The 18,883-nt window shown below is 33.2% G+C and carries 13 protein-coding genes; 9 read left to right on the top strand and 4 right to left on the bottom strand.

Features of this window, described 5'->3' with window-relative positions; all coding sequences use genetic code 11:
- Window positions 1-2: 2 nt before the first annotated feature.
- Entirely contained in the window at window positions 3-845 is an 843-nt protein-coding gene (locus RBG61_RS06340) for a sulfide/dihydroorotate dehydrogenase-like FAD/NAD-binding protein (protein WP_307946863.1), read from the bottom strand.
- 150 nt (window positions 846-995) lie between these two features.
- Window positions 996-2,186 (bottom strand): iron-containing alcohol dehydrogenase, encoded by a 1,191-nt coding sequence (locus tag RBG61_RS06345; protein WP_307946865.1) that lies wholly within the window; start codon window positions 2,184-2,186, stop codon window positions 996-998.
- Between the two features lie 255 nt (window positions 2,187-2,441).
- Here RBG61_RS06345 and RBG61_RS06350 point away from each other — a divergent pair, with 255 nt between their 5' ends.
- Window positions 2,442-3,368, top strand: a complete 927-nt coding sequence (locus RBG61_RS06350; RefSeq protein ID WP_307946867.1) for a LysR family transcriptional regulator — start codon at window positions 2,442-2,444, stop codon at window positions 3,366-3,368.
- A gap of 111 nt (window positions 3,369-3,479) precedes the next feature.
- Here RBG61_RS06350 and RBG61_RS06355 read toward each other — a convergent pair whose 3' ends face one another.
- Window positions 3,480-4,922, bottom strand: a complete 1,443-nt coding sequence (locus tag RBG61_RS06355; RefSeq protein ID WP_307942466.1) for an IS1182 family transposase — start codon at window positions 4,920-4,922, stop codon at window positions 3,480-3,482.
- 350 nt (window positions 4,923-5,272) lie between these two features.
- Between RBG61_RS06355 and RBG61_RS06360 the strand changes: the two genes are divergently transcribed.
- Window positions 5,273-6,499: an IS256 family transposase gene (locus RBG61_RS06360; RefSeq protein ID WP_307942478.1), complete on the top strand. Its 1,227-nt coding sequence runs from the start codon at window positions 5,273-5,275 to the stop codon at window positions 6,497-6,499.
- Between the two features lie 136 nt (window positions 6,500-6,635).
- Here RBG61_RS06360 and RBG61_RS06365 read toward each other — a convergent pair whose 3' ends face one another.
- On the bottom strand, window positions 6,636-7,679 hold the full coding sequence (locus tag RBG61_RS06365; protein ID WP_307946870.1) for a leucine-rich repeat domain-containing protein: 1,044 nt from the start codon (window positions 7,677-7,679) through the stop codon (window positions 6,636-6,638).
- Between the two features lie 623 nt (window positions 7,680-8,302).
- Between RBG61_RS06365 and RBG61_RS06370 the strand changes: the two genes are divergently transcribed.
- From RBG61_RS06370 to RBG61_RS06395, 7 genes are all read left to right on the top strand, one after another.
- On the top strand, window positions 8,303-9,229 hold the full coding sequence (locus tag RBG61_RS06370; RefSeq protein WP_307946872.1) for a DUF6017 domain-containing protein: 927 nt from the start codon (window positions 8,303-8,305) through the stop codon (window positions 9,227-9,229).
- A 104-nt stretch (window positions 9,230-9,333) separates the two neighbouring features.
- The gene (locus tag RBG61_RS06375; protein WP_307946874.1) at window positions 9,334-9,510 is read left to right on the top strand and encodes a hypothetical protein; all 177 of its coding nucleotides are present in this window, start codon (window positions 9,334-9,336) and stop codon (window positions 9,508-9,510) included.
- A complete protein-coding gene (locus tag RBG61_RS06380; protein ID WP_307946877.1) occupies window positions 9,503-10,285 on the top strand; it encodes a ParA family protein in 783 nt (260 codons plus the stop codon). The genes RBG61_RS06375 and RBG61_RS06380 overlap by 8 nt, the downstream gene beginning before the upstream one ends.
- Window positions 10,286-10,492: 207 nt before the next feature.
- On the top strand, window positions 10,493-11,050 hold the full coding sequence (locus tag RBG61_RS06385) for a type III toxin-antitoxin system ToxN/AbiQ family toxin (protein WP_307946879.1): 558 nt from the start codon (window positions 10,493-10,495) through the stop codon (window positions 11,048-11,050).
- 13 nt (window positions 11,051-11,063) lie between these two features.
- Entirely contained in the window at window positions 11,064-12,113 is a 1,050-nt protein-coding gene (locus RBG61_RS06390; RefSeq protein WP_307946881.1) for a ParB/RepB/Spo0J family partition protein, read from the top strand.
- Between the two features lie 1,286 nt (window positions 12,114-13,399).
- The gene (locus RBG61_RS14020) at window positions 13,400-13,825 is read left to right on the top strand and encodes a TnpV protein (RefSeq protein ID WP_373889740.1); all 426 of its coding nucleotides are present in this window, start codon (window positions 13,400-13,402) and stop codon (window positions 13,823-13,825) included.
- A complete protein-coding gene (locus RBG61_RS06395; RefSeq protein WP_373889730.1) occupies window positions 13,768-18,882 on the top strand; it encodes a DEAD/DEAH box helicase family protein in 5,115 nt (1,704 codons plus the stop codon). The genes RBG61_RS14020 and RBG61_RS06395 overlap by 58 nt, the downstream gene beginning before the upstream one ends.
- Window position 18,883: the final 1 nt, after the last annotated feature.

The following is an 18,883-nucleotide window of genomic DNA, read 5'->3' on the forward strand; positions in this document are numbered from 1 at the left end:
AATTATTTTACCTCCTTATTTAATAGGTTGCAGGAGGATTCTCTTGCATGTGCTTCAAAATCCTTGTACATGGAACCACGATGCATTGCTTCATCAAAGTCCACTAAATGGCCATCAAAATCAGGGCCATCAACACATGCAAATTTGGTTTCCCCACCAACAGTTAATCGACAACCGCCGCACATACCCGTACCATCAATCATAATAGGATTCATGCTGACTGTTGTTTTAATATCATATTTTTTTGTAACTTGACAAACAAATTTCATCATAAGAAGTGGACCAATTGTAATTACTTCATCATACTGATTTCCATTGTTAATCAGCTGTTCAAGTGCATTTGTTACAAGCCCTTTTTCACCATAGCTTCCGTCATCAGTCATCATAACAAGCTTATCACTTACAGCGTTAAAATCATCTTCTAATATCACTAAATCTTTATTTCGAAATCCAATAATACTGTGAACTTCGCAACCAAGCTCATGTAGTTTTTTTGCAACCGGATAAGCGATTGCACATCCAACGCCACCACCTACAACGGCAACTTTTTTCAATCCGTCCAAATGGCTTGCAGTTCCCAAAGGACCTACGAAGTCATGAACATATTCGCCTTCTTTTAACGAATTAAGCTCCATTGTTCCAGCGCCAACAATTTGGAATATAATTGTTACTGTTCCTGCCTCTCGGTTATAATCCGCAACAGTCAACGGAATGCGTTCGCTGTCATCTTTAGCACGAACAATAATAAATTGTCCCGGTTGTGCTTTTTTTGCAATTAACGGTGCACTGATTACCATTTTAGTAACAGTGGAGTTAAGAGCTGTTTTTTCTACTATTTTAAACATATTCTAATACCTTTCCATTTTTATAAGTATTCATTATCCTCATATGTACTCTACTACATATTTAACAACTATTAAGCAAAAAACAAAGCCACGTTTTGCAGCTTTGTCTTTTGTCATACATTGCATTCTCAGTCATTCAAACTTATGAAACTAAAAGTTAATTGTTTCATCAAAGTATACAGCTTTTAATAGTTTTTCCATTTCCTCTTGCGTTGGAATACGAGGATTGGAACCTGTACAAGCATCACTGATAGAAAGCTCGGCAACTTTTGCTAATTTATCCATATATTCTTTTTCGTCTATAATGCCGCCCTCATAATCTTTGATACACATAGGAATATTTAAAGCAACATTCATAGAACGAATTTCAGCTATTAACGCATCTACTAACTCAGTTGTAGTTGAACCTTTTAATCCAATAAAACGTGCAATATCAGCATAACGCTCTGCAGCTTGTTCATTTTTTGAATTGAATTTAATTACTTTTGGAAGATACATCGCATTTGCACAGCCATGTACAATATGTCCACCTTTATAAGCCGCACCTGTTTTATGAGCCATTGAGTGAACAATACCAAGTAGTGCATTAGAGAAAGCCATACCAGCAAGACATTGTGCATTATGCATACGATCACGTGCATCCATGTCACCGTTATATGATTTAATTAAAAATTCATGAATCATTTTAATTGCATGTAAAGCAAGAGGATCTGTATAATCACAATTTAAAGTTGAAACATATGCTTCAACTGCATGTGTCATTGCGTCCATACCTGTATGAGCAGTTAGTTTTTGTGGCATTTTTTCTGCAAGATCAGGATCAACGATAGCAACATCAGGAGTGATATTAAAATCAGCCATTGGGTATTTAATTCCCTTAGCATAATCAGTAATAACAGCAAATGCAGTTACTTCTGTTGCTGTACCTGAAGTAGAAGGAATTGCGCAGAATTTAGCCTTTGTACGTAAAGTTGGGAAGTTAAAAGGAATAATCAAATCCTCAAATGTTACTTCAGGGTATTCATAGAAAGCCCACATTGCTTTAGCTGCATCAATTGGTGATCCACCGCCCATTGCAACAATCCAATCTGGTTGAAACTCTTGCATTGCTTTTGCGCCTTTCATTACTGTCTCAACACTTGGATCCGGCTCAACATTTTCAAAAAGTTGTACTTCCATCCCTGCTTCTTTTAAATTGTTAACAACAATATCAAGAAAGCCAAAGCGTTTCATGCTTCCGCCACCAACGACTACGATAGCTTTTTTTCCTTTAAAGTTTTTCAGCTCATCAATTGAGCCTTTTCCATGGTATAAATCTCTTGGTAAAGTAAAGCGTGCCATAATAAACTTCCTCCAATAAATATATTTTTCAATACGGATTTTTTGTCTTATATCTTAATCATATAAGAATATTAAGACTATAAAAATAGTTACATGTATGGTATAATAAATTTATAATACAGTTCTTTTATCATAAATTATGTATACTATTTCATCCTTGTTATAATTTTAACATACTAAGATATTCTTTTGAAATGTTTATTATATATGTTTGTTATATATTGAACGAATAGATAAATTTGGGAGGGTTATATTTTGAATTTACAACAATTGCGTTATGTTATTGAAGTCGAAAGATCATGTAGTATTACTTCTGCAGCAAAAAATTTATTCATGGGACAGCCTAATTTAAGCAAAAGCATAAAAGAATTGGAAAGCGAAATCGGCATCACCTTGTTTTCACGTAATTCAAGAGGAGTCGAGCCTACCCCCGAAGGAATGCAATTTTTACGATATGCCAAAAATATTTTAAACCAAATGGATGAACTCAAAAATCTTTATACTCCCCAACAGGAAAATTCAATTAAATTGAATATCAGCGTACCAAGAGCAACCTATGTTTCAGTTGCATTCAGCAAGTTTTTAAACACACTTAGTCGAAACGTTCCTTTGGATATTAAATATAAAGAAACCAACAGCGTTAGTGCAATTTCAAATGTTAGTTGCGATGATTCCTCTATTGCTCTTGTTCGTTACCAAAACATATATGAAGAATACTTTTTAAATTTGATGAAAGAAAACAATCTTCAATATGAAGTAATCTGCGAATTTCAAATGTGTGTTATGATGAGCAAAAATCATCCACTTGCTAAGCTCCCTGATATTCCATATCATCTTCTTTCTGAGTTTATAGAAATAGCACATGGGGACTTCCAAATCCCATCAATACCGCCAAACAAAACCAATAAATTATTAAGCCAACGTGCTGCAAGCCGTATATACGTTTATGACAGAGGGAGTCAATTCGATTTTTTAAACCGTGTTAATGGAACTTATCTTTGGGTTAGCCCCGTCCCTCAAGAAGAGTTGGACCTTCACGGCCTTGTTCAAAAGAAATGTAGTGATGTTGGGTTAAGCAAAGATATTGTTGTATATCGCAATAGAAGCCAGTTAAAATCATATGAACTTCAATTTATAGAGATTTTAAAAGATGCTACAAAAGATATCAAAAACATAAAATAAATAATGATATCTAATAAAATACAGTCTTTTCAAAACCTTTAAAATGGATTTGCTAAAAATCAAATACAAAATATAATTAGTAGAAGGCAAATGATAATAGTATCATTTGCCTCAGTCTGAAGAAAAAGCCCGATTTTGGCGTAACCAAAGTCGGGCTTTTGAATATATGGTTGAAAATTTGAAAAAAGTGGAAAGGATACAAAAAGGAGAGTTCACCCTCCACTTATGTATTGCCAGCTTTTTAAGGTTCATGCACGCAAATTTAAGCCTAACCCAGTTTGTTACTTGGGCAAGACCTCGATAAGGTGTATAACGCATTGCGTATTTTTCTTTCGCATCAGCAAAAACTCGCTCAATCGTTTCTTTTCGCTGTGCATAAAGATCTTTGTATTTTATTGCATAACGAATATCTGAAACTTGCTCTAAGTACTCATGCCAAACATGAACTGTGTATTGTTTCTGGAATTCTTTACTTTCAGTGCATTTGTAACGAAACCCACAGATTTTACAGTCGTTTGGATTGCTTTTAAATTCTTTGTATCCTTCTCTATTCGTGGTGGAATAGTGTAAAACTTTATTGTTTGGACATACTACACAGTCAAAATATTCATCATATGAAAAATCATATTTCTTAAAAAAGCCTTGTTTTGTCATTGGTCTACGATATGGTACTAATAAATCTTTTCCATCATCTATAAGTCTTTTTGCAATATAGGGAGTATTGTAGGCACTATCTGCCACTATTGTTTGGATTTCGGGGTGGTTTTCTTTTAATTTATCATACAAATCATCGAATGCTACGCTGTCATGTACATTGCCTGCTGTTACATGAACATCTACAATGTAGCCTTTTTTGTCACAAGCTGTATGTGCTTCATAAGCAAGGCATTTCTTATGCTCTCCTTTATGAAATACACCGCTTTCAGGGTCAGTGGTTGATTCATTGATGATTTTTTCTTCTATTTTAGGTGGCTTTGTATCGTCAAATGGCTTTTTTTTATGTTCTTCTCTATCTTTATTGATTTCGTCCATTAGTTGTTTCTCATAATGTTTTGCTGCTACGGGGATTGATTTCTTTACAACCTTTTTTATATTTGCATTTGCTTTTATATGGGTTCCATCTACAAATACCACCTCTGGGTCAAGATATCCCATATCATTGATTTCATTCAATATCCAGTTGAAAATGCATGCAATAGTATTCTCGTTAAATCTATGTTTAAAGGCATAACTTATTGTTGTAAAGTGAGGTATTTGTTCTGTCATTAAATATCCTAAAAACCAACGATATGCACAGTTCATTTGTACTTCTTCTACCAATTTGCGCAACGAACTTATTCCATACAAATGTTGTATTAAGACCATTTTGATTAGTACTACTGGGTCTATGCTTGGTCTTCCATTATCTTTACAATACAAATCCTCTACGAAATCATATATATGACAGAAATCCACTGCACTATCTATTTTTCTAAGCAAATGTTCTGCTGGAATAAATTCTTCTAAGCACAAAAACTCTACTTGTGTTCGGTCTTTTTTAGCTTTAACTAACATTTAATCACCCTATTTAATTATACCATTTTTCGCGTCAAAAGTCCCCTAAATCATCAAATTTAGGGGACTTTTTCTACAAGCTGAGGCAAATGATAATAGTATCATTTGCCTTCTATAGTTAAATGGTATAATTTATAATGTTTATTCTGGTTTTCCTAATACAAGGTTTACGTTATCACTTGGTGACCAATCAATAATGGGGTTGTTTTTGAGTCCAATTATCGACAATTTATTCAAAGTTAAAATAGGTGTGAGAGACTCCCGAAAATTTTGTGTAAAAGTGAATAAGGTACTTCCAATCAGACAAGAATTAAGATAATAAATTCAAGTATGAAAGGAAGTATTTTTTTATGGAAAAGCAACCGAAAGAGTTATTAAAAGAGTATGTGAACAGCCAAAACTTCACAAGCACAACAGAGGTTATGCAGGCAATGAAAGAGATGTTCAAAGATGTTCTTCAGCAAGTTATGGATAGTGAATTAGACGAAGAATTGGGTTACCAAAAAAGTCAAAGAATAGCGAACGATGACGGAAAAAGCATGTCGAAAAATTATCGAAATGGATATTCAAAGAAAACAGTTAAAACACAACTTGGCGAAGTGGATATTAATGTTCCTCGTGATAGAAACGGTGAATTTGAACCACAAATTATTGGTAAATATAATCGTAATGCTGACGGGATGGAAGAAAAAATTATTGCACTTTACTCTTGTGGCATGTCTCAACGAGATATTGCTGAACAAGTAAAAAATCTTTATGATGTAGAAATTTCAGATGGACTAGTAAGCAAGATAACAGAAAAAATAATGCCGGAAGTAACAGCATGGCAAAACCGTCCACTAGATAGTGTATACCCATTTGTGTTCATGGATGCAATACACTACAAAGTAAAAGAAAACAATCAGTTTGTAACGAAAGCAGCATATGTGGTTTTAGGAATTACACTTGAAGGAAATAAAGATATATTGGGCATTTGGATTGGAGAAAACGAGAGCTCAAAATTCTGGTTGAGCGTTATGAATGACTTGAAATCAAGGGGTTTGCAAGATGTATACCTATTTTGTGTTGACGGTTTAAAAGGTTTTAAAGAAGCAATCAATGCAGCATATCCCAAAGCGCACATTCAACGTTGTATTATACATCAAATTCGATATTCAACACGATATGTAGGATACAAAGATATCAAGAAGTTAATGGCAGATCTAAAACTAGTATATCAAGCTGTTACAGAGGAAGAAGCATTGAATAATCTAATATCATTCAAAGAAAAATGGGGTAAAAGTTATCCTTCTTGCATAAAGAGTTGGGAGGATAACTGGGATATACTATCAACCTTTTTTGCATATCCAACTGATGTAAGGAAAATAATATACACAACTAATATTATTGAGGGATTAAACAGGCAGTTCAGACAAATAACCAAGAATAAACCATCATTTCAAAATGATGATAGTTTAAAAAGGATACTGTATTTAGCTTCAAAAAAAATTGTCGAACGATGGACACAACGTTGTCGAAATTGGGACGTTGTTTTAAACCAATTAAACATCATGTTTTCGGACAGAATCGCTGGATGATTCTATGTTCATCCGCCAAAATTTAATGACAAAAGGGGCATGCCCCTTTTGTCATTAAATAAACTTGTTTCAACTAACCTATACACTATGTCAATTACTATTTTGTTCCTATTTCTTGTTCTGATTGTTTTTCTATTTACACAAAATTCTTGGTATACCCAGGTGTGCTTATAAAATTATTATGTAGTCCAAGTATTGTAAGATTATTTAAGTTAGAAATTGGATTTATATCACTTATATGATTTCCATCAAGATAAAGCTTATTTAAATTCACTAATTTCTCAACAGCCATAATATTATTTATTTGATTATAACCAAGAAAAAGTTCTGTTAAGTTAATCATATCTGAAACAGGGCTTATATCTTGTATTTTGTTTTCTTGAATAGAAAGGCTGTTCAGTTTTTTCAAACTTGTAATGGGAGTAATATTACTTATTTGATTTCCATCAAGATAAAGCTTATTTAAATTCACTAATTTCTCAACAGCCATAATATTATTTATTTGATTATAACCAAGAAAAAGTTCTGTTAAGTTAATCATATCTGAAACAGGGCTTATATCTTGTATTTTGTTTTCTTGAATAGAAAGGCTGTTCAGTTTTTTCAAACTTGTAATGGGAGTAATATTACTTATTTGATTTCTATCAAAATCAAGTTTTTCTAAATTGCTTAGGTTAGCTATTGGAGAGATATCACTTATTTTATTTTGATTTAGGTTAATATATCGCAATTCTGATAATTCAGCTAAAGGGCTAATATCACTAATGTTATTATTATATATTTCAAGGCTTTCAAGCTTTTTTAAGTTTTTTAAGGGGGTTAAGTCACTTATATTACCCTCACCAATGGTAAGAGAGGTTAGGTTTGAAAAATATTTAATATCTGATAAATTATTTATTGAGTTATTTACACATTGAAATCTTTTTATTTTAGCACAGTCTCCAATAGTAATAACACCCGTTGGCTTGTTGAGGCTTATCCTAGCCACCTTTTCAAAGGTTTCATCTGACCATTTAATTGCATTATTACTATGTAAAAGTAAATTAAGCGTTTTATTATATTTGAGTTCATTAACGACGCATGTTCTTATAACATTTGTGATTACTACAATTAAGATAATTCCTAATAAAATAATAGCTGAAATGATAATATACTTACTTTGTGTTTTTAATTTCTTCATATAATAAAACTCCTTCTGTGGTTTCAGATTGCATATTAAGGTGATGACAAAAATCAAACAAACTTGAAGAAAGTTACATGATATAGTCTCACAATTATTTTGTTTGTAATTAATATAATATCACTATACCCATTATATGTAAAGGAAAGCAATTCTATAAAGACTAGTCTAAAGTAGTTCATATACTATAAAATAAGTAATAGCTAGCATCGCAATATTTTTTCTTCCCAATTTAAGTTAATCTCTAAAAACGATAACAAAAAAATAGTACAGTCTTTCCAAACTGTACTACTTAAAGTTTTTATTTTTGTTTTAGGAACAAACAAAAATCCCCCTCGATTATTACCGAGAAGGATTTCTTTTGGTGATCCACCGGAGATTCGAACTCCGGACCCTTTGATTAAAAGTTACACGTTCAAGATTTGATATAATATTATACCATATTTGAATGAATAATTTTGTCGTAATTAACAGAAGTATTTTAATAATACTTCTGTTTTTTATACTATAAAAACTCGAGAGGAAGTGAAAATCAATGACAAAAAAGCAAAATGCTCAGCATTCCATTAAGCTTGAGACAATTCGTCCCCATTGCAAATTCAAATCATAAAGGAGTTTTATCCATGTTCAAACGTTATACCTTATCCGATGTAACATCAAATCAATTTTATCAAATGCCCAAGTTTTTGTTTCAAGGTGAATTGAAGAACAGTTTATCCAATGATGCAAAGGTTCTTTACTCCTTACTGCGAGATAGACATGAATTGAGCTTAAAAAACAACTGGGTAAATGAAAGCAATGAAGTCTACCTAATTATGACAAGGGACGAAATGTGCGATTTACTTGGTATATCAATTAAACCGGTCTTAAAAGCTATTAATCAGCTAAAAGAATTCGGGTTGATGCAGGAAGTAAGACAAGGTTTAAACAAGCCCAATCTTTTGTTTTTACTCAATTACACAGATATAAAAAGCTGGACTTGTCAAAACGACAACTCCGAACCTGTCATAATGACACCTCAGGACTTGGTAGAACGACAATTCTGGACTTGTCAAAATGACAACTCCAAAGCTGTCAAAAAGCCAACTCTTAACCTGTCAAATAGCCATACAAATAATACTTATCCTAATCAAACTGATCTTAGTGATACTGATTATCAATCAATCTATCCACATGAGCATGAAGCCGATGAGATAGATACGATTCAAAACACAACAGAAATTATCAAAGAAAACATAGAATATACCCTTTGCAAACAGATACCAGGAGAGTCTGAATACATAGACAACATTGTATCAGTTATGGTTGATGTCATATGTAGCACTTCTTCCACCATAAGAATTGGTGGAGAGGTCAAGCCTTTAGGAGTTGTTAAGAGTATTTTCATGAAGTTATCGTATGAGCATATACAGTACGTTTGCTTATGTTTATCACAAAACACTACACAAATAAAAAATATAAGGTCATATTTAATTACGGCTTTATACAACGCACCACAAACAATGGACACATATTACAGCCAACGTGTTAAGCATGACATGATTTTATGAAATAAGGAGCGTGAAATAATGACAAAAGAGCAAAGTTACTTTTCTCCCGGCAACGAGCTTGCGACCATTCGTCCCCATTATTCATTTCAATAAGGAGTGTTTTTATGATTAAAGCAAAATTAACCGGTACAGATCAAGAACTACAAAACGTAATGTTAGTACTAGAAAAGAGCATGAGCGTTTCTGAGGTAAACGGTCCACACAAAAATCGGAATAGCAAATATTCTCGACTATATGCAACCTTATTATTAAAAAACAAGGAGAATGACAACAATGAGTAAAATAATTGCAGTAGTAAATCAAAAAGGTGGAGTAGCTAAGACTACCACAACAAATGCATTTGGTATAGGTTTAGCAAATAAGGGCTATAAAGTTCTCTTAATAGATTTAGACTCACAAGGAAATTTAAGTATGAGTTTAGGCATTAACTTTCCCGATAATGAAGAATACACAATAGCAAAGCTCATGCTTGATAAACTGCAAGAAAAAGAAACAGCACATATCACAGCAGAGTACATTCACACAATTCATGGTGTTGATTTTATTGTAGGTAATGATGATTTACATAAAATAGATAGAATGTTATCTGGATTTCAAGATGGTGAATATGCTTTAGAGAGCTTACTGAGTGATATTAAGAATAATTATGATTACATTATCATAGACTGTATGCCTAACGTTGGTAACTTAACAGAGAATGCAATTGTAGCAGCGGATGAGTTAATAATACCATCAGAACCTCAATATTTTTCAACTAAAGGTATTCAATCTTTATTTGATGAGATAGGTAAAATCAAACGAAGAAAAAATCCCAACTTACAAATAGCTGGCATACTACCTACTAGAGTGGATATTAGAACAAACATTGCAAAAGAGTTTTTAACGGCTTTACGTGAAGTGTTTGGATCTGATATCCATATTTTTAATACTTCAATACCTTTTAGTACAAAACTTGCAGAATGTAATGATGGGAAGAATATCTACGAATATGATAAGGCCGGTAAAGGTGTACAGGCTTATATCGAATTTGTAGATGAATATTTATTATTGTGTTGACATATTTTTAAATATATCATACAATAATAATACCGATAGGAAACTATCAAAAGCGGTGAACCCTACCATGAGTGGGAATCAAAAAAGCGGTGAACCCTACCGTCAAGTGGGAGCTAAAAAAGCGGTGAACCCTACCATGAGTGGGAATTAAAAAAGTAAGAGGTTAGGTTTTTTCACCTAGCCTCTTTTCTATTTTTAGGAGATAAAATGAAACTTAATTTATATAGAGTAAACGATAAATATTGCGATTATTTGCGGACTTTCGATAAGAAAGTCCCTTTTTTAATGGATGAAAAGCAAAGAAGACCTTTTGTAGGTGTTGTATTCAGTGTTAATAAGCATCATTTCTTTGCACCTTTAACTTCACCAAAAGCAAAGCATCTTTCTATGAAAAACCAAGTGGACTTTTTAAAAATAGACAATGGTCAGCTTGGAGCAATTAACTTTAACAATATGATACCGGTTTTAAAAAGCATGTGCAGTAAAATTGAAATTAACGATATGCCGGCAATCACAAAAGACCAACAAAATTATAAAGAGTTAATTCGAAATCAACTTGATTGGTGCAATAAGAATCATGAGCAAATATATAAAAAAGCCCAAAAGTTATATCAGCTTATTACAACAGAACATGCACCAGAAGCTTTGCAAATTAGGTGTTGTAACTTTAGCCTTCTAGAAAACAAATATTATTTATACCCTCAATACCTCATACAAAAGCAGAACCAACTGCTTACGGAATACGAAGATGATTTAGAACGATAAGGAGGAAGAACCCATGTCAAGTAAATTTAATACGGACTATTTAAAAGGTTTAAAAAAGCCAACAGGAGAATCTGCAAAAGAAGATATTATATCAAAAAGCAACTTTAAATCAACAAAAGAAATATTTGATAAAGCAGACGCAATGATTGATACAATCCAATTAAAGAAGCTAATACCATTTAAAGAACACCCATTTCGAATTAGACCAGGTGAGCGATTAAACGAATTAGCTGAAAGTATAAAGGAGCAAGGAATACTCGTTCCTTTAATTGTTCGTGTCCATCCAGAGATACGTGGCTCATATGAAATATTAGCTGGACATCATCGTCATGTTGCCGCTAGTATGGTGGGGTTAGAAACATTACCTTGTATTATAAAAAATGCAGATGACTCAACGGCTGCTTTAATAGTAGTCGAAAGTAACAAGCAACGTGGCTTTGCTGACATGCTGCCAAGTGAAATAGCAAAAGCTTTAAAACTGGAATATGACGCATTGAAAAGTCAAGGTAAGCGAACTGATTTATTACAAGAATTAGATGAAATTTTAGCAGAAGAAAATGCTTACAAATGCGATAACAGTGGGCTTGATGAAACTTCAGACCCAGTGGGACTGAAGTTGGATGGAACTGATTTAGTCGCTAATAAAAATTCCATGTCACTAACTAATGTCAAGCGTTATATCCGACTTACTTATCTTATTGCACCCTTACTTGAAATAGTTGATGAAGGGAAAATTGCTATTCGTCCTGCAGTTGATATTTCTTTTTTGAAAGAAAAAGAACAGTATGATTTAGCTGATGTTTTAGATACAACTGAGTATAAGGTGGATATGAAGAAAGCCGAAAAGTTGAAAGAATATTCGAACAAAGGTAAGTTGAATACTGATACAATTATTCTCATTCTTTCCGGTGCAATATTCGAAGTAAAAGAAAAGAAAGTAAATGCTGTAAAACTACCAATAAAAAAGATACAGACATATATACCTTCATCTTTATCCACTTCAAAGTATGAAGAGTATATCATTAAAGCTTTAGAATTCTATCAAAAGAATATAACTAACTAGAGGGGTTTAATCCCCCTCTCTCCTTAATGCAACCAATAGAAATATTGACGGTCACAAGTCCGTATAAATGCAGAGTGAGGACAGAAAGAGATAGACAACAAGGAGAGTGAATACCATGGCAGATAATGAAACACTGATTGATATTGCACAGATTACAGAACAGGATATATCAGCTGTACTATGTCAAGGCAGTGGCTTTGTGGAGGGGAAATTTCGAATATTTCTTCATTTTAAAAAGGAAGCTACTTCAAAAGAAAACGAAGAATTTTTAAAACATGAGTATGGAACAGGTGGCGTATATCCGGCTGTTACTGGAACACAATTAGACCAATGGCATGATGCAAGGGGTATTACGATTAAGAAGGGTACATCTGAAAACAGAAGTGAAAAATTATTAAAATGGAATGAGGTTCAAAACCGAATTGATAAGCTCATAAGAATGGAACAATATTTAACACTAAAAGAAAAAGAGGATTTACCAACATACTGTGAAAAATATAATATACCACTTTCAAAAGAATCGACCATTACTGAGCAAAATAATGGACAATTTAAACTTACGTCTTCATCAATAACAAGTCCAATATCTGGGCCTCAGATAATTGACCAAAAAGAAAAGCTATTACCTATTTACAATCAATGTTTAAATGATGTAAAATCACATTGGATAGAGTATTTAAATTGTGCAACAAGCGTTCACAAGCATTCGTTTTTGAACCAAGTAATGATTTTTGGACAAGAAAAAAATGCACAGCTGATAGCTGATGAAAGAACTTGGAACAAAATAGGACGGTATCTGAAATTTGGAGCTCGACCAATCATCACAATTAACCAAAAGAACGATAAGTTGATAGAAGATAGGTTATATGATGTTAGCCAAACCAATGGTGAAGATATTCAAATAGATGTAAACCGATTTCAACTGCATAATGAAACAGAGCAAGAATTATTGCACTCAGCATTAAAAATAAAATATCATTTACAATCGAACCGGTTAAAAGACAGTATACAATGTATGGTGGCAGGAATATATCAAGTTAACCAGTTACCAAAGGAACTAAAGCCCTATGAGCGTATTATTAAAAACAGCGCTTACTATATTGTGTGTAGAAAGCTTGGTGTGCTTTCACCGATTGGATATGAAAGTAAATTTCAAGCAGTAGCTAGTATGCAACCATCTACATTATCCTTTATGGGAAAATCCATAAATAAAGTAACGAATAAGCTATTATCTGAATTAGAAAATCACATTATAAATATAAGGAGTGTTGAAAATGAATCAAACAATGACAATCAACGGAGAAATTTACGAAGTGGAGAACAACGGCCTATTGAGATCACAGAGCAACAGAATCCTGTACAAACAGGAAATCAGCGAAGTGAGTGGGACTCCAATTTTAGCACCACAAATAGAAATAATTCCGGAAGCAGACAATTATCCTTTGGGCAAGTATGGCAGAACGCTAATGAAATACATGGAGGAGAATTACAACGACAGGTTTTGGGAGCTGACACTGGAAGGAACTCTAATGAAGAAACTTCACGAGAGAGAGGAACAATTATCAGAAATGAAGCTATCATTCATGGAACAAATAGAGAGGACGAATCCAAGACCAATAACGGACGAAATTTTGGTAACAGCTCGACATATGGAATGGATAGCTCAACAAGCCGAAGAAATGGTGAGAGAGGAACTCTACCAACCAATTTAAATGGTGTTAAAGTGGGAGATTTTATTGAACTGTACAAAACTGATGCCGATATTATATCACAAGCACTTGACCTCACTTTAACGCAAAAACTCATAGATAATGAGAATGTTTCAATGGTAGGTTTTCCTATAAAGAATCTACAGGAATATTCACAAGAGCTCAAAAACAAAGGATTTAACCTACAAACCGATTTTACGGATAAAATAAACTTTAGAAACAGCACTATCAACGAAAACGATAGTGCTGTTTTTTATGGCGGAGTAAAAGCAAAGTATAAGAATAATATTCAAGCAATAAAGCTTCTTAAACATATTGAAAGTGAAAAGAGACTAGCAACAGCCGATGAACAGTATACGTTAGCTAGGTATACAGGCTTCGGCGGTATATCTCAAGCATTTGACCGCAATGCAAATGGTTGGAATGACGAATATTCAGAACTTAAATCACTGCTTTCAACTGCTGAATATGAAAAAGCAAGAGAATCTACCTTAACCGCTTATTATACAGAGCCTAAAATTATAGAGGCGATGTATACAGGAATAATAAATATGGGAGTTGATGTAAACTGTAAAATACTAGAGCCTTCAATGGGTGTTGGCAATTTCTTTTCAATGCTTCCTGATGAATTAAGCCAATGTAAACTTTATGGAGTCGAGCTTGACGACTTAACTGGTAGAATAGCAAAACAACTTTATCAAAAAGCAGATATTCAAATTAGAGGTTATCAAGATGCTAAATATCAAGATAACTTTTTTGATTGCTCTATAGGTAATGTTCCTTTTGGAGATTTCAAGTTATTTGATGAAAGGTATGTTAAAGAGAACTTTTTAATACACGATTACTTCTTTGCAAAAACAATTGATAAGGTTAAGCCAAACGGTATTATCTCATTTATCAGTAGTAAAGGAACCATGGATAAGGCTAACCCAAGCTTTAGAAAATATATTGCACAAAGAGCAGAACTTATCGGTGCAGTAAGACTTCCCGACATAGCATTTAAAGCAATTGCAGGAACAGAGGTTACAACCGACATTATATTTTTACGCAAACGTGAAAAACCAGTTGTATGTGAGCCTGAATGGGTGCATATTGGTTTAACAGAGGATAATGTCCCTGTAAATCAATATTACCTAGATAATCCTCAAAACCTATTAGGTAAAATGGTATTTGAAAGCTCACAATTTGGACAGAGTGCAGTATTAAAACCGTTCAATAACTTTGATTTATACGCTGAACTAACAAAACGTATAAATGATTTCACGAAAGGTACAGAAGTAAAAAAGATAGGATTTGTTTCAAAAAGCGAAAGCGAAAATGAACAAGAAAGCTTTACTGCCGACCCTAACGTAAAAAATTACACATATACAGTAATTGACGATAATATTTATTATCGCGAAAATGAAACGATGCAGTTATGCAAATTTAACGGGGTAAAGGCGGAACGTATTAAAGGAATGCATCAAATACGATTAGCATTAAGAGAAGTTATTGATCTTCAGTTAGTACCGAATTACTCTCCTCAAGAACTAGGAGTACGTCAAAGTAAGTTAAACTCTGAGTATGATACCTTTGTGAAAAAATACGGATATATTACAGATAAAGTTAATAAAAACGTATTTCAAGATGATAGCGACAGTCCGTTACTTTTTTCTATTGAAGATATTGATAAGGATAAAAACATCATAAAATCAAAGATATTTACACAGGCAACAATCAATCCTATTGAAAAGTTTGAGCCAAAAACCTATGAGGATTTAATTACCTTGTCTATGTCGACTAAAGGTTATCTAGATATTGAATATATGGCAAATAGCTTTGATTGCTCTGTCCAAGATGTCACAAATAATCTTAAAGGTAAAATATATCTCAATCCACAGGACAACAAATGGGAAACAGCTGATGAATACCTTACTGGCAATGTGAAACTAAAACTTGATTATGCAAGGCTAAAAGCACAACAGGAGCCAGAGCTTTACAATAATCATGTAAAAGCTTTAGAAACTGTTCAGCCTAAACCACTTGAAATAGATGAAATAGATTTTAGGCTCGGAAGCTCATGGATTGATATAAAGTTTGTAAAAGAATTTATATATGAGATTTCTGAACTTCCCTCAAGATACAGACAGGTAAATGATCTACAAAGTGATTTTAGAGTTTGTTTAACCTATAATTCATATACGTGTGAATATACAATATACAATAAAAAGCTATATGACAGCGTTAAAAGCACTTCCGTATATGGTACAAAAAGAAAGTCATTTTTTGAAATTGTTGAAGATACTTTAAATTTAAGAGAATGCAAAGTATATGATACTATTTATGAAGATGGCAAAGAAAAAAGAGAATTTAATTTTAAGGAAACACAAGCAGCAAGGCAAAAACAGGAGCTTGTTAAAAATGAGTTTAAAAACTATATATGTTCTGACGTATCAAGGGTAAATGAAATTGTAAAGGCATATAACGACAGGTTTAATGTATATCGTCCTCGTACTTTTGATGGAAGCCATTTAACTTATGATGGAATGAGCAATTTAATAGAGTTAAGAGAACATCAAAATAATGCTGTAGCTCGTATTCTTTACGGTAGCAGAAATGTTTTACTCGGTCACGTTGTAGGCGCAGGTAAAACTTACACAATGGTAGCAGCTGCTATGGAGCTTAAACGTATAGGAATAGCAAATAAGCCATTGTTTGTTGTACCTAACCATTTAACCGAACAGTGGGGCGGAGATTTTCTCAAGCTTTACCCTACTGCAAACATTCTTGTAGCCACAAAAAAAGATTTTCAGCCTGAAAACAGGAAACGTTTTATCAGCAAAATTTGTACTGGTGACTATGATGCAGTAATCATTGGACATACACAATTCGAAAAAATACCAATGTCCGATGAATATGTTCGTCAAGAAATGAAATCTCAAATTGACGAAATAACAAACGCAGTCATTTCTATGAAGGATGAAGACGGACAGAAATATACAGTTAAGCAGCTTGAAAATCAAAAGAAAAAGCTTGAATCTAAGCTTGAAAAGCTAAATTCAAAGACAAAGGATAATGTTATAACCTTTGAACAAACTGGTGTTGACCATATATTTGTAGATGAAGCTCATTATTATAAAAACTGCTTTGTTCATACTAAAATGTCTAACATTTCTGGAGTTGCTACCTCAAATGCACAAAAGAGTTTTGATATGCTTATGAAATCAAAATACATAACAAATAAAAATGACGGTAAAGGAGTAATCTTTGCTACAGGTACTCCAATTTCAAACTCTATGACAGAAATGTTTGTAATGCAGAGATATTTGCAACCCGATGTTTTATATAATAGTGGCATTTCCTATTTTGATGAGTGGGCAAGCACATTCGGCCAAACGGTTACTGGACTTGAAATAAAACCTGAAGGTAAAGGATACAGGATGAAAACACGTTTTGCAAAGTTCTTTAATTTACCTGAATTAATAAATATGTTTTCACAGGTTGCTGATATAAAAGTTGCGGCTGACTTGAATTTACCTGTTCCTAAAATGGCAACAGGTAAACCAATAATAGAAGTATCCAAACCTAATGACTATATAAAGAATTATATAAATATGCTAGCAGATGATGCCGAAAAAGTTAGAAGTGGAACCGTAGATCCAAGCATTCTAAATATGCTTATGATAACTCATTGGGGCAGAATGGTTGCTCTTGATCCAAGATTGGTTGATGGTAATGCGCCTGTAGATAATGATTCGAAGGTGTTCAAGTGCTGCAATAACATATATAATTTATATCAAAAAACAAACATGAATAAAGGTTGTCAGCTTGTATTTTGCGACTTATCTACACCTAAAGGTAACAAGATACCTATGATAGAGGTTGATGGTGTTTATGTTATCGATATGGATAAGTTTACAAATGTGTATGACGAGATAAAGAAAAACCTAATGGCAAAAGGTATTCCTGAAAAGGACATTGCATATATACACGATGCAAAAACAGACGATCAAAAAGCAAAACTATTTGAAAAATGCAGAAATGGTGAAATTAGAGTACTACTTGGTTCTACTAATAAGATGGGGGCAGGCACTAACATCCAAAAAAGGCTTATTGCCGTACATCACCTTGATTGCCCTTGGCGCCCGGCTGATATTGAGCAACGTGATGGTCGAATACTTCGGCAAGGTAACATGTTTAATGAAGTTTATGTTTTTCGTTATGTTACTGAAAATACATTTGACTCATATATGTGGCAAACACAAGAAAACAAGTTGAAATTTATAACTCAGGTTATAACAAATAAATCTGCAAGTCGTTCTTGTGAAGATATGGATGATGCTATTCTTGATTGTGCTGAAGTAAAAATGCTTGCTACAGGAAATCCTCGCATAAAAGAAAAAATGCAACTAGATAATGATGTGTATGTGTTACAACTAGAAAAGTCCGCATATGCAAAAGAGCGTACTAGATTACAGCAATTACTTACGCAATATCCAACAAGAATAGAAAACGCTAAACAAAGGATAACCCAACTTCAAATAGATATATCTACTTATGAAAGCCATAAATCGGATGATTTTAGTATGAAAATAGAAGGTATAACTTACACAGAACGCACGAAAGCAGCAGAAGCTTTAAAGACAATGTTATCACTTGAGAATATGCCGGAAGAGTATTCACTTGGTAGTTATTGTGGATTAGAGTTGCAAGCAAGTAGAGATGGTTTTCATCGTTGCATTAAAGTAAAAGGTGTATATGAAAATAAGGTCACTGTTGGTGAAAGTGAACTTGGTAATATAACCAGAATTGAAAATGCGTGTAGTAACTTAGTATCTTTGAAACAGCAAGCAGAAGAAGATTTCGAATATTTAAAGAAACAACAAATCAACGCTGCTGCAGAATTAGAAAAACCATTTGTGAAGGAGGATGTATTAAAAGAAAAACTACAAAGGCAAGTTGAGTTAAATCTTGAAATGGAGTTGAATCAACACACCGATATTATTATGGAAGGTGATGATACTAAAGAAAAGCCGAATAATCAACAAAAAGAAGAGTCGGATATTGAGAACGAATATTAAA

It is taken from the genome of Paludicola sp. MB14-C6 (assembly GCF_030908625.1).
Lineage (GTDB): Bacteria > Bacillota > Clostridia > Oscillospirales > Ruminococcaceae > Paludihabitans.